The following is a 24583-nucleotide window of genomic DNA, read 5'->3' as shown; positions in this document are numbered from 1 at the left end:
GGCTCACTGCTCTCCTGTGGGGACGGGGACTTTGGCCAGGGCTTCGGCCAGCGCCTGGTGTTCATCCATGTCCGCCAGCCTGCTCTGGGCGGTCAGAATCAGCCGGTGGGCCAGAACGGGATCGACCAGGTCCTTGACATCGTCGGGGATCACGTAGTCGCGGCCCTGAGCGCAGGCCCGAATCCTGGCGCAACGGACCAGAGCCAGTCCGCCTCTGATGGAGGAGCCGACCCGGATGGCGGAGCTGTGTCGTGTGGCTTCGATGATGTGAATGACGTATTCCATGATGGAGGAATCGCAGAAGACCTTGGAGACGCAGGCGGCCATGGCCTCCACCTGATCGGCATCGACCACCGGTTCGACCAGGCCGGCCCGGTCGCGGATGTCGGCCTCTTGAAGAATGCGCATGCTGGCATCGTGCCCCGGTGCCCCAAGCGAGGTTCGGATCAGAAAGCGGTCCATCTGAGCTTCGGGCAGGGCATAGGTGCCCAGCTGCTCGATAGGATTCTGGGTGGCCATAACCATGAATGGCCGGGGGAGGCGGTAGGTACGGCCATCCACGGTCACCTGGCCCTCCTCCATGACCTCCAGCAGGGCCGACTGGGTCTTGGGGGAGGCTCGGTTGATCTCGTCAGCCAGAACCAGGGAGGCGAAGACCGGCCCGGGCCGGAAGGAGAATCGTCCTTGAGACTGGTCGTAGAAGGTCACGCCCAGCAGATCGGAGGGCAGCAGGTCGGGGGTGAACTGGATCCGCTTGCAGTCCACGGCGATTGAGGCGGCCAGTGCCCGTGACAGCTGGGTCTTGCCGGTGCCCGGATTGTCCTCCAGGAGCACATGGCCTCCTGCGATCAGGGCGGTGACGCACAGGGCGATGGTCTCCTCCTTGCCCAGCACCGCCTGGCCGACGTTGTCGACTATGGAGCGGAAGAGGCTGGCGAAGGTCGACACATCCACGGCGGCTTGGCTGCGGTCTACTGCCTGGCTGCTGCCTCCTGCTTGGTCTGATCGTCTCTTCCGCCTGGCCTCTTCTGCCTGATCTCCTGCTTCGGTGAAAGACCGTTGGTTCTGACCGGTCTTTTCTGCTCCCCTGGGTTCGTCGGTCCTGACTTCGTATCTGGGAGCCGAGATCCGCTCCAGTTGGGGGTGTCGGGACTGATCGGTGACATCGACGAGGTCGGGCCTGGCAGGGGTTGATGAGGACCGGGTGAACAGGTCACGGACCGGCTGGTGGACGGGGATGGTCCCGTCTTCCACCATGGTGCGATCCGATGGGACGGATTCCGCCTCGGACTCCTGAGTCCTTTCCTGCCTGGCAGCCACAGGGATGCGGCCGGGGCGGGTCCGGTCGTCGCTCATCGCCTGGGAGGATTCCTGCTGGCCCAGACCGGCCATGAGGGCCTGGCGCTGTCGCTTCAGTACATCCAGTCGGTCGGCAGGGATCCGTCGGCCTTTGCTGCCTGCTTCGCGGGCGGCCTTGGGGGTACTCCTCCTGGTCGCGTCATCGGGGATGGTGCCGTCCTGCTGGATGGGTTCCTGTGCGTTTCGTTCATCCATGGTCATTCATCCTTGTCTGCTGAGGGGACCACTGACGGGTTAAGGGTCTTGTCGCTTGGCTTGTCGGCATCCTTGGGCAGGGTCAGCTCCTTGGTGGCGGCGGGCGAATGGCCTTCGGATCCCACCCCACGGATGCGGGCGACCGCCCGGAAGTTCAGCGTGTCGCCCGGTTTGGTTGACCCGGCGGGCAGGGTGATGACTTCACTGACCTCCGGCTGGTTGCAGGGCAGGGTCCAGGAAGCCTTGTCGGTGTCGAGGCCATCGATGCTCACCTGGATATCTGCGCAGGGTCGGCCGTGTTCGGAACCGGGGTTCAGGACCAGCTTGACCTGGTCCTTGCCCTGGTACTCCAAAGTCTGGAATGCAGGCGGATCCGGATGCGACCAGGTGGCTCCAGAGGCTGAGGCCACAGGTCCTGATCCGGCCATATTGGCGGGGGTCACACTCACTGTGCAGGTGCCTCCTGCCTCGTCATGGTCCACGTCGAAGACCGCCTTGGTGGCGGTGGCCGACCGCCATCGCTGCGAACCGCATCCGGAACCCTCGCCGTGGACCGTATAGCCCTGGATGGGTGAGCCATGATTCTCCGGCGGACGCCAGGTGACGGTCAGGGTTTCCTTGCTGCCGCCGTCCACGGTCAGTGCCTGCACGCCTCCGGGAAGCGCATCAGGTCTGGCTGCCGCCGGCGAGGAGGCGGGGGACCAGCCGACCTGGTTGTGGGCTTGGACTGTGAATGAGTAGTCATGGCCGTTGGCCAGTCCGTCGATTCGACAGGTGACTGCATTGCCGCAGGAGCGTTGTCCGGAGCCTGCCGATGAGGTGTAGGTGACCCGGTACTCGTCCACCGGACTGCCGTTGACTGCGCCCGGCTCCCAGGACAGGAGAACCGTTCCGTCGCCTGCCTGGGCGGCGCCTGCCAGCATTCTGGGGGCCTGCGGGCGGTCGATGATGCCCACGGTGATGGTGGCGCTGACCCGGCGTCCCGGATCCCGGCTGCCATCCTCGATCGTGGCCAGAATGGTGTTGGTGGAGGCGCCGATGTCGCGATCGGCTTTGATGGCGATTCTTCCGTCGCCCAGGCTGGTGGCTGTCAGTCGTGAGGTGTCGTCGCTGACCAGGCCGACCAAGCGTAGCGGAGTGTCAGGGAAGGGGTTGAGGGCGCCGTCGAACAGGTCCAGTTCCAGACTCTGCCCGGCCTTGAGCCCTAGCTGACGCGAGGGGACCGAAGCCAGGGGTCGGGTGGTGGCGACGATGCGGAAGACCAGGACCGTATGCACATCGCCGGAGGAACTGGTGATGGTCACCGGCAGTGTGGCCTTGGTGCCGGGCGTCGCGGTCTTGTCGGCGGCTACGTTCAGTTGGCCCCGAGGACTCAGCTTGGCATGGATCGGCCCCTGTGGGTCCCCGGAGGAGAAGGTGCTGTCGGCCGGGTCGCTTCCCTGGGGCCAGCGGATCATGGCGGTCAGGGAGATGGTCTGTGCCGGCTCCCCGGCCTCCAGATCGATGACCGGTGCAGAAAGGACCGGCGGGGAGGCTCTGCCGCCTACCACGGTGATGGGCAGGGTCAGTACCGACTCGTTGACGATGGCCTGGCCCCCTGGATCCCCGTCACGGACGGCAAAGGTCAGTGAGGCTGGGCCGGCATAGTTCCTGGCGGCGGTGAACTTCAGGGTGTGCTCGTCTACGTAGGGGTCGGATCCGTCGGACTTGGTGGCCGAGACGGACTGGCGGGAGGCGATCCGTGCGGTCTTGCCTGCGCCCACCCTGACTTGGTCGGCGATGTCGATGGTGATGCTCTGCCCGGCCCGCACTTTCAGAGCCGGAGCCCGGGGTCTTAGCATCGGGGGGAATACCCCGTAGGCGGGGACCTTCACAAAGGCCATTGAAGTGATCTTGTACCGGGTGTTGGTCACGGTGTAGGGCACCGCCCTGGCCTGGTCGGTCAGGTCGATGACCAGCTTGGTGGAGCCGGCTTCGCCCACGATCCTGGCATGGGCACGGGCGCTGGGATGAATCCCAAGGCGCAGGTCATCGAGGGTGCCGGACGGGTTACTGATGGAGTCGGCCAGATTGACTTCCACACTGCGCTTATCCACCGTGTCCTCGGGAGCCACCTGGTAATCCTGGGCTATGGGCGGCTGGATGGGGGCCTGGGGATCCGAGACCACGGTCAGGGTGGCCTGGTCGCTCAGCCCTGCCCGGTTTCGTGCCCCGTAGACCAGATAGGAGGTGCCTGGCTGCGAAGGAGCAGTCAGCCGGATCATGTCGTCCTCTGTACTGGCCTGGTCCAGCCCCTGGCGCTCCAGGTGGGGGTCCAGGCTCAGGGGGTCGTCGTCCCCGGAGATGTCGTTGAGCAGGACCGGTACGTCGGCGACGGTCCCAGGCCGCAGCCTGACCTTGTCGTCCCGGGCGAAGACTCCGGTCACTGACGAGTCGGGGAAGACACCGATACGGACGCGCGCCTGGGCACGCTGCCCCACCCAGTCCTCCACGGCGTAGGTGAACTCGTCGGTGCCGTGCGAGTCGGGATAGGCCTCATAGATCAGGTAGTCGGCCCCGGCTTTGACAATCCTTCCCAGCCTGGGCGCCTGGTTGCCCAAGCCGGACAGGGTGTCACAGTCTCCATCCGGATCGATGCCGGTCAGCGGGACGGGGATGCGTACCTTGGTCCCGGCAGCCACCTGGGCCCGCAGGTCCTTGGGGGTGGGTGCGGGCTTGCTGGCGGGGTCGGAGGCATGCACCCGGAAGGTGATGGTGCCAGAGGCTGCGTTGCCCAGATCATCCCTGACCGTATAGGTGACCGGGAAGTCCCCGGTGCGCTCGCTGGCCTGATACCTGACCGTATCCCCGGACACGAAGGTCAGGCCTGCAAAGGTCCGTTGGTCCGTTGTCAGCTGCTGGTCCAGGGTGACGCTGGTCCCGTCAGCGTGGGCGACCTTGTCCATGACCGGAACCGTGACCAGGCCCGATGATCGGACCCCAACCGTCAGATTCGGGGCTTTGGGAGCCGAGGCTGCCCTGCTCAGGGAAGGGGGCTGCAGGACGATGGTCCCCTGAGCGCTGCCCTCTGCGTTGGCGACAGTGTAGGCGATGCTCAGTGGGCGTGTGGGAATTTTTCTGGCTGACAGATAGACCCGACGGTGGTCCACGATGCCGACCTTGATGCCGGAGTCCGGGTCCACGCGCACATCGGTCAGGGCCAGCACTCCACCCATGGGATCCAGGTCGTTGTCGAGCGGATCGACGATGGCGGTCTGGTCGGCCCCAAGCAGGGCCACGTCGTTGACAGGAACCGGCGGCGCGGATCCGCCCTGGTCGTGTTCCACCTCCAGCCTGACCAGCCCCTGGGCCTCCTGGTCGCCTTGGGCCACCCGGTAGGGCACATAATAGGTGCCCGGGTTGGCGGCGGTGGCGGTGAAGGAAAGGCTCTCGGCGTTGACCTCCACCTGGATCCCATCGGGCTTGTCGACCCGGACCAGGCGGAGGGGCTGAGCGGCATTGGCATGCACGCTCCTGCTCAGGTCCACGGTTACCTCTCGGCCGGGAGTGGCCTGGCGGATGACCGGATCGACCAGTGGGGCCAGGGTGTTGACGGGTCGGACGGTGAAATAGATGAGTCCCTGGCCACTCATGAGTCCGTCCGAAACGGTGACTTTGACAGCCAGCCGAGCGGAAGTGGCCGACCCAGCGCTCATGGTCAGCTGCCCATCAGCCCTGGTGGAAAGGGATATTCGATCGGAGTTCACGGATTCGGCACCGACCAGTGTCAGCGGGTCTCCGTCGGGATCCTCGAAGCCGGCCAGAGCGTTGACGGTTGTCGTGGCGCCCTGCTCCACCTCATACTCGGGTGGGGTATCGTTCTGGACCGGTGCTTGGTCGCCTCGATCCATCTTGGCCGGGGCGATGTTCAGGTCGATGCCAGCCGAGGAGACCTGGCCGCGGCCGTCGGTGATGGAGTAGTTGATTCGAGCCCGGCCGGCAGGTGCGTCGCTGGCATCCACCTGCAGGTAGCGGCCGTTCATGACCGGAGTCAGGCGCAGATTGCCCTGCGAGCTGCGCGCATCCTCGATTCGCAGAACCGAGCAGTCGGTCTGCCGATCGTTGCGCAAGGGATCCAGCAGGGCTCTGGAACCGGCACGAATGCCCAGGCTGTCGTCCTCGGCCTGGATGGGTTGGGAGCCTGATCGACAGGTGGCCGCGAACCGCTGGCGATTGTCGGCCGAGTCCTGGCGCTGATCGGTTTTGTCTGTGTGTTTGACCTCCATGGTCTGCCACTGTGGCCGGATCACCTTGGTGGAGGATTGCGGGTTCCAAACATCACCGGTCAGCACGTCGTTGAGGATGACCCTCCGGTGGTTGGCCCGAAAGACCAGATCCGAGGTTGGGCTGATGGCCTCCAGGGTGGTGGGGCGCGGCTGGGGTGACCGAACCTGGGGCACGGCTGTCCCTGTCGAGCACAGGCGCAGGAAATTGCTTCCCGAGGAGGCCCAGGCCGTCCAAAGGCATCCGCCCGAGGAGACCGGCTGGGCGGGTTGGCCGCTGCCTCCGGTGCGTACGGTTTCGACCTGATTCCGGGGGTGGTCCAGATCAACCAGGTGGACGCTTTCCTGATCGGTCAGCCCCACCCAGGGTCCCTGGCGGTCCATATCCACAGGAGTGGACTGGAGCTGCAGGTCTCCCCGGTGCGGTATCCGGACGGATCCCTGGGGCCAGTAAAGCCGATCGCCGGCCAGGAGGACGGGTCTTCCACCAATGACGCTGAATGCATTGGCCCGGACGGGGGTGTGGTCCGTCAGGGAGTCCAACTCACGATGGGCCCTGGAGTCGGGTCCGTCGATTTTCAGCACGACCCCGTCCGAGGGCCGGTAGGCGTAGACGGTTCCGGAGGCATCCACGGTAGCGGCGGCCCCGGAGCCCAGGGTCAGCACGGGGTCGCGGCGCTGCTGGTCCATATCTCCCGGAGAAGTGGCCTGACCAACCCAGACCTTGCCGGTCCGCGCCTGGAAGAGGACCAGAGTGGGCCCGTTGACCATCCGCTGGACCCTGGCATCCGATCGGGTGGTGTCTCCCAGTGTGGCGGTGGAGGCCGTTATTGGGGCCATGCCTCCTTCACGGCCCAGGATGACCGCGTATCCGCTCTGGGCCAGGTCGAAGTGGTCCGTGCCTGTCGACAGGGCCACGTCCGCCTCGCCGATGTCGGGCTTGAACCGGGCGACCTTGCGCTCGTTTTCGGAGGTGATCCAGATGCTGCCGTCATCCACCTGAACGGCACGGCGGTCCACTCCATGCATGAACAAGGCGCCCAGTATGAGCAGGACCAGAGCCGTCAGCGTGACGGCCAGGATGGTGGCAGGGTTCTTGGCGCGGACGGCCAGGGCATGCCGCAGACGCAGCCCGGCCCGGCGCATCCGCAGGAAGCGTCCCTGCAAGTCCATAATCCCCTGGGTTCCTTTCCTGTTCTGCCGCACAGGCCAGGATGCCTGACCTATACCTTTCCTATACCTTTACCTTGTGCCCTTGTTGGTTAATTGATCCCGGACCGCCGTCGATGCCCTCTCTGACGACTGATTTTAGCTGGTTTGCCAGGTCTTGGCGGTCTGTGAGAGTCGGGGTGGTCGAATGTGGAAATTCATCCACCGAAGGCTCATTGGACGGCGCAGATGATCGTGGGTTCCTGGGACATGCTCCTGTCGGCCCGCACCAGGGTGACGCTGATGCAGGTCTGACCCCCCTGCGGGCTGTCGATACGGGCGGCCGGCTGTCGGGTCTGCACGCTGCGGCCACGGTCTCCGGCGCCGCCCTGATCCAGGGGATGCCAGACATAGGTGTCTCCCGGTTTGGGGTTAGGATTGGCCCAGGTGAAAACTGCCGCGGTGCCTTGGTAGCGGCCTTGGCCCTGGGTGGGTGAGGGAACCGGGCCCTCCTGCAGATCCTGGGGGTCGCTCGAATCCGTCGGGTCCGGGGACTGCGCCTGTCGGGATTGAGCCTGGGAGGAACCTGTAGTAGTCGGCTGTGAACGACGCTCGGATCTGTTTGGCAGGCCGACAACCAGGGCCCAGACCAGTACCAGGGCCAGGATGACAGCGAGGATCAGTCCCAAAAGGACCACACGGCGGCGGCCGCCAAAAAACCGCTTGGCCTGGCTGCCTTCATAGTCAGAGAACGCATCCCTGTCTGGGCGCAGACGCGGTTGGGAGCTGGCCCGTGCACCAGCCCAGGGGTGGCCGGATTCCTTATTCTCTGGTCGCTTTCCCCCTCGGCCTGCAATGGGTCGGCCAGCAATGTCTCCGATCCGGGAGTGTGAACGTACATCCTCCGTGGGGTAGGGGCCGATTCCCTCGCCGATGAAGGGCGTCGCATGCCCGTAGAGCTCTTGTTGGACCTCCTGGAGGGCCCGCCCGAACTCCAGCGCCGAGTAATAGCGGTCGTCTCGGTCATGGGCCATGGCCTTCTCCAGGACGGCGGCCAGCATGGGGGAGGCCTCGTCCATGTGCAGAACCGGGGTTTCCGCTGTCAGGATCAGCCGGGTCAGGTCATCCTCATCCCGGGCCCGGTAGGCATATTCGTAGGGGGAGCGGCCGGCCAGCATGCCGAAGAGCGAGGCTCCCAGGGAGTAGATGTCGCTTGCCTCCGACCCTCCCGAGCGGTTCGCCAGGACCTCCGGGGCAGCCCAGGGTATGGAAAGCCCACCGGCCCGTTCGCTTCCATAGATGCCCGAGGAGATGCCGAAGTCGGCCAGGACCGGCAGACCCTGGTCGGTGATCAGAAAGTTGCTGGGTTTGACGTCCCGGTGCAGGATTCCGCGCCCATGGGCGCAGCAGAGTGCCGAGGCCATGCGCACACCCAGGTCCAGCACGCCTTCCTGGTCCATGCCCCCGTGAAGCATGATGGTCTTGCAGCTGCCGCCCGGGGCGTATTCGAGCACCAGGCAATCCCGTCCGTCATCGCTGACCAGGGCCTGGTGGATGCTCAGGATGCAGGGGTGGGTGGAGAGCTTGGCCAGGGTCTTGGCCTCCCGCAGAAAGAGCTGATGGGTCTGCTGGTCCATGCTGCCTCGGAGGGCCACCTTGACCGCCACGGGTCGGTTGAGCCCCTCCTGCTCGTACAGGTAGACGGCGGCGGTGCCTCCCAGATCCAAGGGGCGCATAAGCCGCAGCCCGGGCAGCGTTGGCGCCTGGTCCATGGATGGGACCGCACCCGGGCGCCGGGCCTGGGAACCATTCTGCTGCAAGGGACATCACCTCCTAAGGAATGCCTGGGAACTGCTATCCACGATAACAGCACGCCGCTCCCGATCGGTCATCCTTTCAACCGCCCAAGGATGGTCCCGGACCAGCGGCTTCCGGGGCCTGCGGATGGACCATGCCGGACCCTATTCTTGTAGCTATGAGCAAGCAGCCACCGGTGGATCCGCAAGAGGCCATGGAACCGGTCCGCGCCCTTATCGGCGATCGGCTCCGGAACGGGGAGGGTCGGCCCACCCGTGCCCTGGTGGTGGCTGGTCCTCCCCGTAGCGGCAAGACCATGCTGGCTACCCGGGCCCTGCTGGCCGGCATGGAATGGTTCGGCGACGGTGCCAGCATGGCCGTATCAGGTAGGACCGCAGCCGACCAGGTCAGCCGCCAGGTCATTCTTGAGCGGGGCAGGTCCGACCGTACCCGACCTGTGGGCACCCTGCAGGCCCTGGCCTTCCGTCTGCTGACACGGTCCCGGTTGGCCCAGGGAGGCCGCGATCCGCTTCTGCCCAGGCTGCTCAACGGCGCCGAGGAGGATGCCCTGCTCAGGCAGGTCATGACCGTCCACCTGGAGCATGTCCAGGCCGGGGACGACTGCGCGGTCTGCCGACTCCTGGAACGCTACTTTCACAACGGGGCGGGTTGGTCCTCCGTCCTGATCGGCGACGGACAGGGCCGGGTCGTAGGGGTCGCCGACAGGTTTATCGCCCAGCTGCGGGATATGTTTGCACGCATGACGGAATTGGGACTGGACAGGGGGGACCGGGACCAGCTTCTGGATGCCCTGGCAGTCCAACCCATGGACCCCGACCGCCGCGACCGGCTGGGCCTGCAGTGGCGGCTGGCCTTCGCTCTGGAGGACGAATACCGCCAGAGCATCACCGAGAGTTACCCGGATGAATTCCGTCTGGACCACTCCATGCTCATGGTCGAAGCCTCCCGCAGCCTGGACGGACTTGCTGATGACGACCTGCCCGACCTGTTGGTCGTGGACGATTGGCAGGACGTCACCCTGGCCGGGATGGGCCTGTTGCAGGGGTTGAACCGGGCCGGTTGCCGACTTCTTCTGGTGGGCAATCCCGACCAGTCGGTCCAGTCCTTCCGTGGCTCCTATCCGGAATTTCTGGCCACTCGTCTGACGACCCTGGCCAAGCCTGTGCCAGGTGACGCCGCCCCCCTTCTGGCCCAGGACTTCGCCTGCCTGGGCGCCGCCCCCCTGACCCTGAAACCCCGGAGGATGGTGGTTCCGAAAGCAGTCGAAGAACATACCGAAGGCCGCCAGGGTTCAGATTCGGCGGCTCCGGGTTCCTACGCCGACCTGGTGGCTGCCAGGGTCAGCCTGGGCATCGCCGGGGTTGAGGAGGACGATACCCCCCTGCCTGCCAGACCTGGCAAGCTGCCCGCCTGGCCCGGCGCCGGACCGGTGGCGCCTCTGACCGACGGCGACAGTCTTATCCGCGACGGCAGTGTGCAGACCAGGCTCTTCCGCACCCCCGACCAGGAGGATGACGACCTGGTCTGGCAGGTCAAGCATGAGTTCCTGGCCCAGAAACGTGACTGGAACGACATGGCCGTCATCGCCCACGACAACATGACCCTGCGCACGCTGGGCCGCAAACTGCGTGTGCAGGGCGTGCCGGTGCGCTTCTCCTCAGTGACCCGTCCGCTCAGCCAGGAGCCAGCCATCCAGGGTCTCTTTGCCCTGGTCGAGCTGGCCCAGTCGGTACTGGACCCTGGAACTGCCGGAAGCGATCCTGACGATCCTGCCCAGGTGGCCGCCTGGATCCGTTCGCGCCTGCGCACCCTGATGGCCGGCCCCCTCTTCCGGGTCCCCGCCACCGCCGCTCGTGCAGAGCGTCCCGTCAGGATGGAGCGCCTGGAGTCCATCATGGAGACCATGGCCGCATTGGTCCCCCTGTCCGGTCAGCAGGGAAGCGAGGCGGACTCGTCGCGCTCCTTGCAGGACCTGCCGCTCCTGGGACAGGCCTGGCAGAGCTGGGCGGAGGATCTGGCCGAGCGGCGGGCTCAGCGGGATCGTTCATCTGGTATCAGTGTCGACGATTCCCTGTTGACCAATCACGATTCTTCCCAGTCAGGGGTCGGGTCTGGTCCATTCTCCACTGCCTCGGCCCCCGACCAGCCGGTGGATCTGGGCGACCGGGATGCTCAACGGCCGGCCATTCTTTCCGTTCAGGCCCTGGAGACCCTGCTGGTTCTGGACCCGGATGACCGATCCTCGGGAATCATCCTGGAGGCCATGACCGCCATCGCTGGAGGCCGCCGGGAGGATCCTGACGTTCAGGTCCTGGACAAGGCCCTGCAGGTTCTGCGTCTGACGGCCACCCGCATCAGCGCCCTGGAGGACCGTCAGCCCCAATACGTGCTCTGGGAGGCCTGGCGGAGTCTGGACCTGGCCGATGACTGGCAGCGAAGGGCCCTGATGGCCACCCAGGAGGGGGAGGAGGTCAACGACCGTCTGGACGCGCTCATGCGGCTCTTCCAGTACGCGGCCGGCTCCCGTCGTTTCCCCACGGTCGAGGCCTTCATGGACCAGGTGCGCACCATGCAGATCGAGGCCGACTCACTGGCGCGGATCGGGCCTATCGAGCACGCCGTCACCCTGACCACACCCGCCGGCGCTGCCGCCCTGGCCACAGACTGGCCCCTGGTCTGGCTGCCCGCCGTCCAGGACGGGGTCTGGCCCAACCTGATTCCCCGCGACACCATGTTTGGAGCCGAGGAGCTGGCCGACCTGGTTCTGCACGACCGTATCGGCGACCCCCTGGCGGATACGCTCAGCCACGATCCTGCCCTGCGCTCCATCCTCTACGCTGAGAAGAAGGGTTTCCTGGAGGCGCTGACCCGGGCCAGGACCCAGGTGCGCATCAGTGCGGTCTGGAACGATGACCTTGTTCCTTCGGACTTTCTCTACGGCTATCTGCCGGAACGCTATCCACGCACTGCAGATATGAGCCAGGCCGAGTTCAGCATGGTCGGCTCTGGCTCAGGCGACGGTGAGCGCTACGGGGGGCTGGAGGTGTCTCCTAGGGGCCTGACGGCGGCCGCCCGGTCCATCCTGGCTGTCCAGGCGTTGCTTCCGCAGGACCAGGTCGACTGTGACCGAGTGGACGATGCCGTGCAAACCCTGCGGCTGCTGGCCGACCAGGGCCAGGATTCGGCCGATCCACGGCATTGGCCTTTCCTCTACAACAATGGTGAGGAGGGTGCCGGCGAGCCGACATCGGATCAGCATGTCCCAGACGAGCAGTCCACGGTTGGGCCGGCCTCGGATCGGCATGCCCCAGATAAACAGTCCGCAGTTGGCCAAGTCCCGGATAAAGAGGTTTCGGTTGAACAGGCTGCCGGGTCGAGGACTGTGGCCGCTGCCGCGGGCGTCGCATCGGTTACTGAAAGAGACCATGCCTCCCGGCCCGCGCCTACTTCCATCAATCAAGCCGGTCAGGCAGATCGAATACAAGACCGTGACCGGGGTCATGAGCAGCGCCATGAACACCGATCAGACCGCAAGGTGGTTCTGCTTTCGCCCTCGGCGGTCGATGCCATCTGGAACTGTCCGCTGGAGTGGGCCTTGGGCGATCAGTTCTCCGGCCCATCCCCATCCAGGGTGCCTACGGAGTTCGGCTCCCTGATCCACAAGGTGGCCAGCGAGGGCACAGCCCAGGGCCTGGATCGTCCAGGCCGGGGCGACCCTGATGTCCGCCAGCAGCAGGTGCGGAATGCACTCCTGGGCATCTACCAGGATCTGGCTCCCCAGGAACAGCGGCTGCGGGACCCGGACGAGCTCTATGACCAGCGCGGCCGCAGCAGCCGGGTGGAGTCCATCCTGGACAACCTGGCCTCTTATTTCGTTCGCTCCCCGGATTCCGAATACGGCCTGGAGGGCAGGAATCCGGTCCCGGTCGGCGATCTGCTGGGGGTGCAGAGCGAGCGCTCCTTCGACGTCAGCCTGTCCGTGGAGGCCCTGGTTCCACTTTGGAAGGCCACCTTCCCCGATAGGCCTCTGGATGCCGACGGACTATTCGCCCTGATGTCCGGCCTGGTAGACGGCTTCCCTTCAGCCCTGGATGCCAGGACGACGGTCAGGCTGACCGGCCGTATCGACCGTCTGGAGGTCAGGTCCCTGCCCGAGGGCATCCGTCTGCGACTGGTGGATTACAAGACCGGCAGAGTTCCCTATACCCAGGGGCAGCTCTTCAACGACCTGCAGCTGGTCTGCTATCAACTGGGCCTGGCCTTCCCACCCACGCCCGGCAGCAGCCCGGAGGTGGGGGCGGCCTGGAGTCTGCCCCAGGCCCCCGACCTGGAGAGGACCGAGGGGATGAAGCTGAGCCAGTCCCTGCTCCTGCAGCTGCAGACCCCGCCCAAGGATGCGCAAACGGGGTTGCGCCGGGAGGAGATGGCCTACCAGCCTCCACTGTTCGAGCGCGACAGGCTGGTCACCATCGCCCAGCCCAGAACCGGCATGCCCTCCCCGCTCAAGTCCAAGGCCGAGCCTGCGGACCTGTCCGAACAAATTCCGCCCGGGGTGGATGCGGACCTGTGGGGCATGATCCGAGCCTCCAGAGTCTCTTCCCAGGCTGTGTGGGGGCTGACCATGATAGCCAGGGTCTTCTTCGCTGCCGGGGTCAAGCTGACGGCTGGCCGGGATGACGCGGTCTTCGACCCTGCCCGCTGCCATCGGGCCGGCAATGGTCAGGAATGTCAGGCATGGCAACTGGTGGCGCCCAATCTACTGGAGGATCAGGAATGAAGCAGACTGCCGAACAGTCCGCCATCGTCGATGCGGATGTCAACGAGGATCTTCTGGTGGTGGCCGGGGCCGGCTCGGGCAAGACCATGACCATGACCAGCCGGATCATCGCGCTGATCCGTCGGGGAGTGCCCTCCGAGCAGATTCTGGGGTTGACCTTCACCCGTAAGGCCGCCTCCGAGCTCCAGTCCAGGGTGGGGGCGGCGGTCATCCGACGCGACCAGGGCAGAGGAGCCTCGGGCGTGGACCCTGAGCGCAACTTCCTCAAGCCGACCGTGTCCACCTATGACGCCTTCTTTCAGTCCATCGTGCGCCAGTACGGCCTGCTGGTGGGCATGGACCAGGACACCCGTCCCCTGAGCTCGGCGGGGGCCTACCAGCTGGCCTCCCAGGTGGTCGCCGACCATCTGGATCTGATCTTTCCCGCCGATTCCTCGGCACATGATGGCGAATCCGACGACCTGGGCTCCGCGACCTTCTCGACCACCGTCAACCGGGTCCTGGGGCTGACCGGGGCTGTGACCACCTCCATGATCAGCAGCGACTGCCCGGATTTCGACCAGGCCGTGGAGCGGATCCGCGCCTGGGACCGCGCCTTTGTGGATCGTGCGGACCAGTTCATCGGCGACCAGCCCGTGCCGGCCGCCGAGCCCACAGTCAGCACCTCGCCGCCCAAGCGAAGCAAGAAGGAGACCGACGAGCACTACCAGGGCAAAATCAAGGACTTCCGAGACAAGCGGCGGAGCATTCGCCTCTACCGGGTGGATACCATGCGACGGGCGGTTCTGACGCGTGAGAAGCTGCTGACCCTGGTCCAGGACTACCAGCGGGCCAAGCGTCAGGCCAACATGGCCGAGTTCGGCGACTTCACCCTGGCCGCCTTCCAGCTGGTCGAGCGTTTCCCCTCCATCAGCGCCCAGCTGCGACGCCGCTACAGCCACGTCTTTCTGGATGAATACCAGGACACCTCCACCACCCAGTCCCTGCTTCTGGCGGCCATCTTCCATCCGCAGCGTCTCAAGGAGGATCAGGGGAGTGCTGACCAGGCTCCCGGCAGGTCGGCCGTGACCGCCGTGGGCGACCCCTTCCAGTCCATCTATGCCTGGCGCGGGGCCAGTCCCGGTGCCTTCCGCACCTTCCAGGCCCAGTTCGGCATGCTGGCCGACCGACCCGACTCCGGCAGCGGCCCCTTGTCGGGGGTGGCAGCCTTTGGGCGCTCGCAGGACCAGGACCCGCTGACCCTGTCGCGCACCTTCCGCAACTCCAGCTGGGTGCTCAAGGCCGCCAACCAGCTGACCGTCCCCCTGCGCCATCGGGGCCAGGAGAGCCGATCGGAGACGGAACTGCGCGAGGTGGACGTGGCCAGGCTCCGTCCCCGCGAGGATGCCGACCCGGGTACCGTGGGCCTCCTGGGCTACAGCACCGGCGGCCAGGAGATCGATGGCGTGGTCAGGTTCGCCCTCAGGGCCCGCGAGCTCTATGGCAATCAGGGCGACGCACCTCACGTGGCTGTTCTCTTCCGCTCCAAGGCCTCCCTGCCCAGGTACCGTCAGGCCCTGGAGGCTGCAGGACTGAGCTGCCAGGTCGTCGGGTACTCCTCCCTCTTCGACAGGCCCGAGGTCATGGACCTTAGAGCCCTGCTCTCCCTGATCTGCGACCATACCGACAGCGATTCCCTGATGCGTCTGCTGGCCTCGGCCCGGTTCGGCATGGACGCGTCCGACCTGAGCGCCCTGGCCTCCCTGGCCGCCAAGGTCAACGAGGACAGCCAGTATCGGGCCCTGGTCCGTGCCGGTCTGGTCGAGTCCGATTCCGATCCTCGCCGTCGTCGCGAGGATCTGCACCGTTACCGTGACCAGGTCCCCAACGACGTCTTCCTGGTGGACCTGTTGCTGCGTGACGATCTGCCAGACCTCTTGAAGAACTCCGGGCTTTCCCCCAGGGGACGGGTCCTGGCCGCCGAGGCCGCCCGGGTCATCTGCCAGGTCCAGGCCGAGTCCTCGGCCCCCCTGCGCCAGGTGGTCATCGCCGCCATCCGTGCCTTGGACCTGGACGTGGACCTGGTATTGGCCCGCTCCCTGGCCAATCCTGAACGGCCACTGGAGCCCAGCCAGGCCAAGGCGGGCATCCAGGCCCTGCTGGATCAGGTGGATGTCTACCTGTCTGAGCTGCCCCAGGGCCTGGGGCCCAGCCTGCGCGGGTTCGTCTCCTGGCTGTCCTCCCTGGATCAGAGTCCCGAAATGCCCACTGACGGGGACGACCGCCGGGCCGACGTGGCCCTGATGACCGTCCACCAGGCCAAGGGACTGGAGTGGGATGCCGTGGCGGTTGTCGGGCTCAAGCGTGGAGCCTTCCCAAGCAGCCAGGGCGACCGGCTCACGGTCAAGCCCGCCTTGGACCAGTCGGTGGTCCGATCCCCGGACGGCCCGGTCTACCAGTACAGCTGCACGGCCCGTACCTGGCTGGTTGATCCCCAGTCCGTGCCGGTGCCGGTCCGGGCTGATGCCATGATTCTGCCCCGCTTTCCCCACGACGCCCCCCTGGGAGCCGACCCTGAGGATCTGCTGGGTCGGCTGGATCTGACAAGCCTGGAGGAGGAGGCCATGGGTCTGTCTCGGGAGAGCGGGATGGACGACCAGGCCCGCCCGGTCCGGGCCGATGCCATCGCCCCCTCTCAGCGTGAACAGTACGGCCGTCGGCTGCTGGACGACGAGCGACGGCTGATCTACGTGGCGGCGACAAGGGCCCGGCATGACCTGCTGCTGACCTTCAGCCAGGATTCCCAGGCGGAGGCTGCCGCCCTGAACACGCCTGCTCCGGACCCGGATAAGGCCTCCAACTTCTGGACCGAGCTGGTGGAGCTCTTCCAGGAAGAGCCCGATGCGGTCAAGCTGGAGCAGACAGAGGATGCCCAGGAGGGCCAGCCAACGCCGCCCTTGGGGCTCTTTGTCGGTGAGCATGCCCAGTCCTACCGCCAGGCTACCGTCGACCGCGCCCTGGAAGAGGTGGACCAGGTCGCCGCCCGCGACGGTCAGCGGGATCAGGCGCTATGGCCCCCGGTCCTGAATGCGCGCACACGCGCAGCTTTGAATCGCTCGGCCGCCTGGGTGCGCGCCGGGGAACCAGGCGACCCCGCAATGCCTGAGGAGGGCGATGACGGGCTTTACGCCAATGCGGTCCGCGTCCTGCAGGTCAGCACCGGCCGCCTGGGGGTTGCCGACGACCAGCTGCTTACGGACCTGGATCTGCTGCGGCGCACCGGCCGTCGGATTCTGGGGCATGGGGCGAGCAGCGTCACCGCCATCCAGGCCGGTTCGGCAGGGGGCGATCCCAAGATGGAGAGGGACTACTGGCAGGGGCTGGTCAGGCCCATACCCCAGGTGGCCTCCCCGCAGGCCGAGGCAGGCACCCGCTTCCACGACTGGGCCAGGCGCTTCATCCTGCCCGAAATCTCCGCCCCCCAAGGACTGGTGGACCTGCCTGATCAGGCGGAAGCACCCAACCTGCTCGATGGCCCACTGGGTCCTGGGGCCATGGCTGAGCGGGCCCGCATGCTGGCCGGGCTTGACCAGGAGCGGGAGTCCCTGGATTCCAAGGCCGATCCCGTTAAGGCCCGTCTGCTGACCTGGGAGCAGCGGTTGGCCGAGTCCGACTGGGCAGAGCGCACCCCCGTCTGGGTGGAACGGCCCATCGTGGCGGTGCTGGCCGGCTCCATCGTCAAGGGCAAGCTGGATGCGGTCTTTGCCGGCGGACTGGACCCTGATCGCCCGGATCTGCGCTACACCATCGTGGACTGGAAGACCGGAGCACGACCGCACGGAGAGGAGTCGACCAACCGCCGTCTGGTCCAGTTGGACTTCTACCGGCTGCTCCTGTCACGCTTGGAGGGTATCGGCCTGTCGACCATCGACGCCTGCCTTTATTATGTAAGCGAAGACCGGCCCCAGGATCGACTCATCAGGGCCCGTGCCAGGACCGAAGAAGAAATTCTCGCAACCCTGGCCGAGGGCATACCCGAGCAGTCGGACGAGGACTGAGTCTGCGGCAGACCCCGCCAGACAAGGGCGATGGGTGCCGCGCATCAGCAATCATGAACAGCAGGCGATCGGCGGACGGCCAAGGGCCGTCGTGGGGCCGGGCACGCCCGAATGGAGCAATGAGACAGATGACTACGTCCAGTAATCACGACCAGGCCTCCCGGCGGAGGGGGAGCGTGGCAATAAGACCCATGGTCTGGGCGGATATGCCCGACCTGGTGGGGACCTTCGACGCCACCTGGAAGGTGCAGGAGGATCCCGAGGGGACCGTGTCCCGGCTGAGCGCCGCACATTTCATCCTGCACTACCTGGTGGGTGCCACCAGGGCCCGGATAGCCGTCGATGGGCAGGACTTCCTGGGGGTGACCCTGCTGGCCGAGGGGCGCGGCGAAACCTGCTTCCCCCAGGCCCAAGCGGAGCTGGAGCAGGTGGACCAGCAGCTGTCTGCCACGACGTTGGGCGCCCAGACCCTGGACCGGGCCCGCCAGTGGCAGCTGACCGAGGTCAAGCTCGAGGAGAAGTGCGGTCTGGCCGTCCCGCCCCAGGCTGAGCTGAGGCTCTTCCTGGTCTCCAGCCGTGCCCGGGGACGCGGCGTGGGCGGCGCGCTATGGCGGGACACCCTGGAGCATCTGGACCAGGCGGGCATCGAGCGCTTCTACCTGCATACGGACTCCTCCTGCGATGTGGGCTTCTACGACCACAAGGGCATGGAGCGGCTGGCCGAGCTCAAGGGGCGGGACCATGCCGCCTTCGCCGGGCGCGACCCCTCCGACGACCCGCAGTTCTTCGAGGGAATCGACGACATCTTCATCTATGCCGGCCGTGTGAGCGATCAGCTGGGCAAGGACGGTGATCATGGCGGCCGCTAAATCCCCCTTCCTGCGCCTGTTCACCTACCCTGGCGCCGCCGGCTTCTGCTTGTCGGCCGTCCTGGCCCGCCTGCCTCTGGGCATGATGGGTCTGGGCATTGTACTGGCCTTGAACCACATCTATGACAACTGGACCTCGGCCGGTCTGATGAGTGCCGTCTACACGCTCTGCGCGGCCCTGGTCACCCCCTTCTACGCCCGCCTGTTCGACCGGTTCGGTCAGCGTCGGGTCGGCGTGACCGCCCTGATCGTGCAGGCTCTGGCCATCCTGGGATTCGCCGTGGGTGCCATGCGCCGGGTTCCCCTGGGTGTGCTCTTTGTGCTGGCGGCCCTGATGGGCCTGACCCAGTTCGCCTTCGGAGCCCTGGTGCGCACCCGCTGGGCCTGGGTGCTGCGCGACGACAAGACCAACCTGCTCAACACCGCCTATGCCCTGGAGTCGGGGCTGGACGAGTGCGTTTTCATCCTGGGGCCCATCCTCTCCGCCTACCTGGCCACTTCGGTCAGCCCGGTCTCCCAACTCTACCTGCCTGCCCTGGCCCTGCTGATCGGCGGACTGACCTTCTTCGCCATGCGTTCGACCGAGCCTCCGGCCGTCGTTCGCATGGAATCCGTCAGCCAGTCTGCGGCGGATCATTCCCCGGTGGACGCCCACGGGGACGTCCTGCCGAGTGATGCTGACAGCCACCAGGGCTCCCGCTCGGCTCTGGTCTACCCGGGCATCCTCCTGTTGGTCGTGATTTTCGTCGTCTTCAACATGAGCTTTTCGGCGGTGGACGTCTCGGTGACCGCCCTGACCAAGTCCATGGGCCGCGAGGGTGCTGTGGGCCTGCAGCTGGCCCTGTTCGCCCTTGGCTCCCTCTGCGGGGCTCTGATCTTCGGCTCGGTCAGGCTCAAAGGATCCCGCTGGCGCTATCTGGCGACCTTCCTGGTGCTGCTGACCCTGGGCTACGTGGTCTTCCGCCTGGTCATGGACAACCTGGTCCTGCTGGGTCTGGCCGAGGTGCTGACCGGCCTGTGTGTCTCGCCCATCTTCGCCACCGGCAACCTGATCGTGCGCGAGAACGTGGATGCCCGGGCCCTGACCGAGGGACTCTCCTGGCTGTCCACCGGCGGATCCATCGGCACCTCACTGGGATCCACCCTGGCCGGTGTCGCCCTGGATCAGTTCGGGCCCCACGGTGGCATGAGCATTCCGGCTGTGGTCACCTGCTGCGCTGTTCCTCTGGCTCTGCTGGGCTGGGCCAGGAGCCGCAGGAGGGGTATGGTCGTGGAAAAGACCGAAAATGCACAGTGAAATGAATTAGGCAAGAAGGAGGCAGCCGATGATCCGCGTATCGGTGCTGGGCGCAGGCGGACGCATGGGAACCGAGGTGGTGCGTGCTCTGAAGGGCGCGCAGGATATGCAGACGGCCCTGCTGCTGGGTCCGGATGACGATCCGGCTGCCATCAATCCGAGCAATACGGATGTGGCGGTCGACTTCACCAGCCCTGATGCCGTCCTGGGCAACACCCTGACCCTGATAGGGCAAGGGGTCCACTCCGTAATCGGTACCACCGGGTGGACCAAGGAGCGCCTGGACCAGGTCAGGCAGGCCTTGGACGAGCATCCCGGGCTCAGCGTCTTCATCGCTCCCAACTTTGCCATCTCAGCAGTGCTGGCCGACCGGTTCGCAGCCATGGCAGCCCGCTACTTCGAGTCGGCCGAGGTGGTCGAGCTGCACCATCCCGACAAGGTCGACGCCCCCTCCGGCACTGCTCTGGGAACCGCTTCCGCAATCGCCGAAGCCCGTCGCCAGGCTGGCATGGGTCCCATGCCTGACGCGACCCAACAACCTGATCCCTCCAGGGGCCGGGTGGTTGACGGTGTCCACGTCCATGCCGTCCGGCTGCGGGGACTCAACGCGCACGAGGAGATCCTCATGGGCAACCCCGGCGAGCAGCTGACCATTCGCGCGGATAGCTTCGAGCGTGTCTCATTCATGCCCGGAGTCCTCCTGGCAGTCCGCCGTGCCGGAAGCATTCCCGGACTGACCGTGGGCCTGGACCATTATCTGTTCTGATATCCGCAAGAGCGTTCCCATCTGCAAGGGCTTTTGGGTGACCCGACGCAACAAGGTGTTTATTTGGTTTGCCGCCTTTCGATGATGCTGGGTAAACCGAACGGCATTCTGCCGGTTTCGAAGTGGGCGGAGGGAGCCAAATCCTTGACGGCGGCTTCACCCAAGCGTATGGGCATGCCCCTGCTGTGGATGGAGGTATTCGGGCGCGGGGTGTGGTCATCTGCAAAAGCTGCCGGTCTGTATACATATGCGAAGTTCGACAACGAGGTGTTGAAATTCGTTTCTTTCGATCTGGGAAAATCCTCTGTACGGGACCGTTACCCGCGGAATCCGTTCCGTGGCCAAAGACGATGTAAATGCCTTGAAGTGTCGGGACTATAATCAGAATAAAGGCGGTGTCGGGCGGAAGACGTCGGTGTCTGAGGGCCGTGGTTATTTGAAGCCTTTCTCGCCTATAGCCGGGTCTTTGGGTCCCGTGCTAGCGAAGGTGCAGGGCGAAGGGTGAGTGGTGGTGATGTCTGAGCCGAGCGGCGGGGGTGCTGATGCCGGTGAGGTGTCGGATGACGTTATCGATTGGATTGATAAGGTTGATAAGTTTGCCCTGTCGTGGTTCTTGTCGAGCATGCTCGAGAGAGTCCCGCATGCGCGGCTTGGCGCCGTTGAGTTCTCCCTGGGAGGGGTCCTGTGGAAGACGGTGCTGTACGGGCTGGCCTATGTGGCCGGGTTCGCCTGCGGCTGGTACTACCTGTTTGACCAGGACCAGGATTGGGTGCGTACCTGGATAGTTTGCCTTCTTTTGCTTGCTTTCTTTGTCGGATTTGCCGTTCGGAACCTGTTGGGGCGGTATGAGTATGGAAAGGAGCGTCCGGGGCCTTGGTTTGTGGTGTTGTCTTTCTTGTTCGTTCCGTTGCTCGGTGTCATATTCGGGGCTGCCAGTTCTACCCCGGGTGGCGTGTTCCGGTGGGTTCTGGTGTCGGTGGCTGTGCTGGTGGTTGTTGGGGTGTTGGTGTTTCCGGTGGTGATGCGGCTGGTGCGCAACAGGTTTGCGTCGTGGGCGGTGATGGTGGTGTTGTGTGTGGTGCCGTCCTGGATGCTGGTCAAGCCGACGGGGTCGGCTGGTGCGTCCTTGTTCTGGTGCTGCTTGGTGGGCGTCGTCGGCGCCTTATGGTTTGTGCTGAACATGTTGGGGATCGAGAAGTGCGCGAGCATGCATCGTGATGCGGCCTTCGAGTGGCTGGCGGCATGGGCGCTGGCGTTCGATCTGACCCTGACGATCGCCTCCATTATTGGAAGCTCCAATTCTTATATGGGAGTCTACAAAGATGACGATGATGCCGGCCGGTGATGCCGGACGGCGGGTTGTGCCATGGGTGTGCTCGGGTTGATGTCGATATCGGTTGTCCCGTCCCGGCGGACCGTCGGGACGGGTTTATGAAGAAAGGAAAGGTGGGGATTATGGCCAGTGCCTTGTTCTCGAAGAGGCCGCGTCGTGTGGATGTGATGAAGGGGCACGAGCCCATGTATGATGCGACCTTGCAGGAGTGCCTGCAACGGCCCTTCTACCTGTATGCTAGGGGGAAGGGGCGTTCCTGCCGCAAGGAGATGTGGGTTTTCTCCCTGTTCGTCTCGTTCATGGACACCAGCCTGACCCGCGTGTTCTCTTCTGGTCCCTTGGTCGTCATACCGGCGCTGTTCTCCCTGGCGATGCTGGTGCCTATGTATGCCCTGACGGTGCGGCGTCTGCATGATCTGGCCCTGTCGGGGTGGCTGGCGCTCGTCCTCTACGTGTTGATTATGGTGGGCTTTGGTCTGGTTGTCGGTTCGATGGTGTCGGATGCCTTGGAAGGGCTGGATCCGTCCACCCCTTCCCCCCTGGGGATCATCATCCTCCTTCTGGCCGTGGTCATCCGGCTGGTCATCATGTGCGTCCCCTCACGTCGCCGTCATCCAGTTGTCGACAACAAAAGCCTCAGTGCGAGTCAGCCTGGCACAGCACAGTACCCAGTGGACCCAAACGGACAGTGACCCCCCTGCAGTAGCGGAAAGAGTGAAAGACGAGTGGTGGTGATGTCTGAGTCGAGCGGCGGGGGTGTTGGTGCCGGCGGGGTGTCGGATGGCGCTGGGGATCGGGTTGATGCGTCGTATGTCCTGTCGTCGGTGATGTCGCGTGTGGTCGGGAGCGTCCCGCATGCGCGGCCCGGCACCCGTGAGTTCTCCCTGGGCGGGGTCCTGTGGAAGACGGTGCTGTACGCGTTGACCTATGTGGCCGCGTTCGCCTGCGGCTGGTACTACCTGTTTGACCAGGACCAGGATTGGGTGCGCACCTGGATAGGCCAAGGGTTGCTGCTTGCTGTGCTTTCCGGACTTGCTGTGGTTGTCCTGTTGGGGCGGTATGAGGATGGGAAGGGGCGTCCGGGGCCTTGGTTTGTGGTGTTGTCGCTTCCGTGCGCTCCGGGGTTCGGCATCATATCGGGTTCCGGCGCCCGCTATTCCGGTGGCGTGTTCCGGTGGGTTTTGGTGTCGGTGGCTGTGTTGGTGGTTGTCGGGGTGTTGGTGTTCCCAGCGGTGATGCGGCTGGTGCGCAACGGGTTCTTGTCGTGGGCGGTGATGGTGGTGTTGTGCGTGGTGCCGTCCTGGATGCTGGCCAAGACAACAGGGTCTGCTGGCGTGTCTTTGTTCTGGTGCTGCGTGGTGGGTGTCGTCGGCGCCTTGTGGTTCGTGCTGGACATGTGGGCGATCGGGAAGTGCGCGAGCACGCATCGTGACGCGGCCTTCGAGTGGCTGGCGGCCTGGGCGCTAGTGTTCGATCTGATTGTGCTGATCGCCTCCCTCATGGGAGCCTCCAAAGATGACGACGATGCCAGCCGATGATGTCGGCTGCGCGGGGAGGGCTGGATCCGTCCGTCCCCTCCGTGGTCAAAGACGATGTCGTACCTTGAAGCGGCGAGTCTATAATCAGGATAAAAGTGGTGTCGGGTGGAAGACGCTGGTGTCTGTGGGCCTTGGTTATTCAAAGCCCTTCTCGTCGCTGGCCGGGTCTTGGGGGTCCGTGCTTGCGCAGGAGTAGGACGAACTCCGACGATGCGAGATGGGAAGAGACCAGCATGAACGGCACTGATACAAGACCGGAATCAACGCTCTGGCGGGTCGAGTGGCGGATTCGATGCTTTGAGCGGGAGGGTGGTGTGTGATGGCTTATGGTGTTTCTGGATCCTTGCGGCTTCCTGCGGGGAGGTCCTGGCTGGAGAGCGCGTCTTCGGTCATGTCGCGGGTGGCGGGGTGTGCGCGTCATGCGCCTGCGGGGGAGCGTGCCTTTTCGCGTGCCGGCGTGGTGCGCAAGCTGGCGGTGTACGGGGCGGCCTTCCTGGCGGGGTTCGTGCCGGGCTGGGCGTTCCTGTACGACCAGGAGGAGCAGTGGGTACGGTACCGTTTTGTGGAGTTCGGCCTGGCGGGCCTGCTCTCGGTTTTTACGATGTGGTGGTTTTTGGACCGGTTCGAGAGCCGTGGGGGGCGTCCGGGGTTCTGGTGCCTGGCGCTGACGATGCCGACGATGCCCTGCTGGGGGGTGATGTTCGGCGCGATGACCGGCGCGAATCCGGGGGTGATGCGCTGGGTGCTGGTGTCGGTGGCCGTGCTGGTGGTGGCCGGGGTGACCTGGCTGCGGTTCGTGTCGGATCTGGTGCGTGGCCGTGTGGCGGCGTGGGCGGCTGCGGCCGTGTCGTGCGTGGTGCCGTCGTGGATGCTGTGCCTGCTGTTCGGTGGTTCCCCCCTGTCGTGCCTGCCCTGGTGCGTGGCGGTGGGCGCAACGGGAGCCTTGTGGTTTCTGCAGGACCTGTGGGCGATCGACTATTGTGCGGGCGACGACCGTGATGCCTCCTTCGAGTGGCTGGCGGCCTGGGCGCTGATCTTCGACCTGATGACCCTGGTGGCCGCCCTGTATCGCGGCGGCACCGCCGTGCAGGATCAGCAATGAGCTTGCCCCGGGATGCTGCTCTCTGCTTATAGGCACGGATCGAACGCACATCGTGGGATGCGGCAGGGTGACCGGGCTGGC

At 65.4% G+C, this 24583-nt stretch carries 12 protein-coding genes; 9 read left to right on the top strand and 3 right to left on the bottom strand.

What is annotated here, in order from left to right:
* Nucleotides 1-3: 3 nt before the first annotated feature.
* The 3 genes from H3U89_RS01635 to H3U89_RS01625 all read right to left on the bottom strand — a co-directional run bounded on the left by H3U89_RS01635 (nt 4) and on the right by H3U89_RS01625 (nt 8785).
* On the bottom strand, nt 4-1554 hold the full coding sequence (locus tag H3U89_RS01635) for an AAA family ATPase (RefSeq protein WP_232345424.1): 1551 nt from the start codon (nt 1552-1554) through the stop codon (nt 4-6).
* 2 nt (nt 1555-1556) lie between these two features.
* On the bottom strand, nt 1557-6989 hold the full coding sequence (locus tag H3U89_RS01630; protein WP_198178814.1) for an Ig-like domain-containing protein: 5433 nt from the start codon (nt 6987-6989) through the stop codon (nt 1557-1559).
* Nucleotides 6990-7198: 209 nt separating this feature from the next.
* Nucleotides 7199-8785: a serine/threonine-protein kinase gene (locus H3U89_RS01625; protein WP_198178816.1), complete on the bottom strand. Its 1587-nt coding sequence runs from the start codon at nt 8783-8785 to the stop codon at nt 7199-7201.
* 155 nt (nt 8786-8940) lie between these two features.
* Here H3U89_RS01625 and H3U89_RS01620 point away from each other — a divergent pair, with 155 nt between their 5' ends.
* The 9 genes from H3U89_RS01620 (at nt 8941) to H3U89_RS01580 (ending at nt 24502) form a co-directional block, all read left to right on the top strand.
* Entirely contained in the window at nt 8941-13560 is a 4620-nt protein-coding gene (locus H3U89_RS01620; RefSeq protein ID WP_198178817.1) for a PD-(D/E)XK nuclease family protein, read from the top strand.
* Complete coding sequence (locus H3U89_RS01615; protein ID WP_198178819.1) at nt 13557-17597, top strand: ATP-dependent DNA helicase; 4041 nt, start codon at nt 13557-13559, stop codon at nt 17595-17597. Before H3U89_RS01620 ends, H3U89_RS01615 begins: the two co-directional genes overlap by 4 nt.
* 128 nt (nt 17598-17725) lie before the next feature.
* Nucleotides 17726-18466 carry a GNAT family N-acetyltransferase gene (locus H3U89_RS01610; protein WP_198178821.1) on the top strand — a complete coding sequence of 247 codons (741 nt, stop codon included), beginning with the start codon at nt 17726-17728 and terminating at the stop codon, nt 18464-18466.
* Nucleotides 18453-19763: an MFS transporter gene (locus H3U89_RS01605; protein WP_198178824.1), complete on the top strand. Its 1311-nt coding sequence runs from the start codon at nt 18453-18455 to the stop codon at nt 19761-19763. Before H3U89_RS01610 ends, H3U89_RS01605 begins: the two co-directional genes overlap by 14 nt.
* A gap of 28 nt (nt 19764-19791) precedes the next feature.
* Complete coding sequence (gene dapB, locus H3U89_RS01600; RefSeq protein WP_198176787.1) at nt 19792-20529, top strand: 4-hydroxy-tetrahydrodipicolinate reductase; 738 nt, start codon at nt 19792-19794, stop codon at nt 20527-20529.
* A gap of 514 nt (nt 20530-21043) precedes the next feature.
* A complete protein-coding gene (locus H3U89_RS01595) occupies nt 21044-21874 on the top strand; it encodes a hypothetical protein (RefSeq protein ID WP_198178825.1) in 831 nt (276 codons plus the stop codon).
* A 110-nt stretch (nt 21875-21984) separates the two neighbouring features.
* On the top strand, nt 21985-22554 hold the full coding sequence (locus H3U89_RS01590) for a DUF805 domain-containing protein (protein WP_198178827.1): 570 nt from the start codon (nt 21985-21987) through the stop codon (nt 22552-22554).
* Between the two features lie 42 nt (nt 22555-22596).
* Nucleotides 22597-23400 (top strand): hypothetical protein, encoded by an 804-nt coding sequence (locus tag H3U89_RS01585; protein WP_198178829.1) that lies wholly within the window; start codon nt 22597-22599, stop codon nt 23398-23400.
* Between the two features lie 457 nt (nt 23401-23857).
* Complete coding sequence (locus H3U89_RS01580; protein WP_198178831.1) at nt 23858-24502, top strand: hypothetical protein; 645 nt, start codon at nt 23858-23860, stop codon at nt 24500-24502.
* Nucleotides 24503-24583 lie beyond the last annotated feature (81 nt).

Source organism: Bifidobacterium sp. W8104 (genome assembly GCF_016100735.1).
GTDB lineage: Bacteria > Actinomycetota > Actinomycetes > Actinomycetales > Bifidobacteriaceae > Bombiscardovia > Bombiscardovia choladohabitans.
Note: the sequence above shows the minus strand (reverse complement) of the source record. Positions and strands in the feature narration are given on the sequence as shown.

What these genes read in the sequence shown, in the direction of transcription:
- H3U89_RS01635 (WP_232345424.1), bottom strand. Translation starts at nt 1,554, where the DNA reads ATGGATGAACGAAACGCACAGGAACCCATCCAGCAGGACGGCACCATC.
- H3U89_RS01630 (WP_198178814.1), bottom strand. Translation starts at nt 6,989, where the DNA reads ATGGACTTGCAGGGACGCTTCCTGCGGATGCGCCGGGCCGGGCTGCGT.
- H3U89_RS01620 (WP_198178817.1), top strand. Translation starts at nt 8,941, where the DNA reads ATGAGCAAGCAGCCACCGGTGGATCCGCAAGAGGCCATGGAACCGGTC.
- H3U89_RS01615 (WP_198178819.1), top strand. Translation starts at nt 13,557, where the DNA reads ATGAAGCAGACTGCCGAACAGTCCGCCATCGTCGATGCGGATGTCAAC.
- H3U89_RS01610 (WP_198178821.1), top strand. Translation starts at nt 17,726, where the DNA reads ATGACTACGTCCAGTAATCACGACCAGGCCTCCCGGCGGAGGGGGAGC.
- H3U89_RS01605 (WP_198178824.1), top strand. Translation starts at nt 18,453, where the DNA reads ATGGCGGCCGCTAAATCCCCCTTCCTGCGCCTGTTCACCTACCCTGGC.
- dapB (WP_198176787.1), top strand. Translation starts at nt 19,792, where the DNA reads ATGATCCGCGTATCGGTGCTGGGCGCAGGCGGACGCATGGGAACCGAG.
- H3U89_RS01595 (WP_198178825.1), top strand. Translation starts at nt 21,044, where the DNA reads ATGTCTGAGCCGAGCGGCGGGGGTGCTGATGCCGGTGAGGTGTCGGAT.
- H3U89_RS01590 (WP_198178827.1), top strand. Translation starts at nt 21,985, where the DNA reads ATGGCCAGTGCCTTGTTCTCGAAGAGGCCGCGTCGTGTGGATGTGATG.
- H3U89_RS01585 (WP_198178829.1), top strand. Translation starts at nt 22,597, where the DNA reads ATGTCTGAGTCGAGCGGCGGGGGTGTTGGTGCCGGCGGGGTGTCGGAT.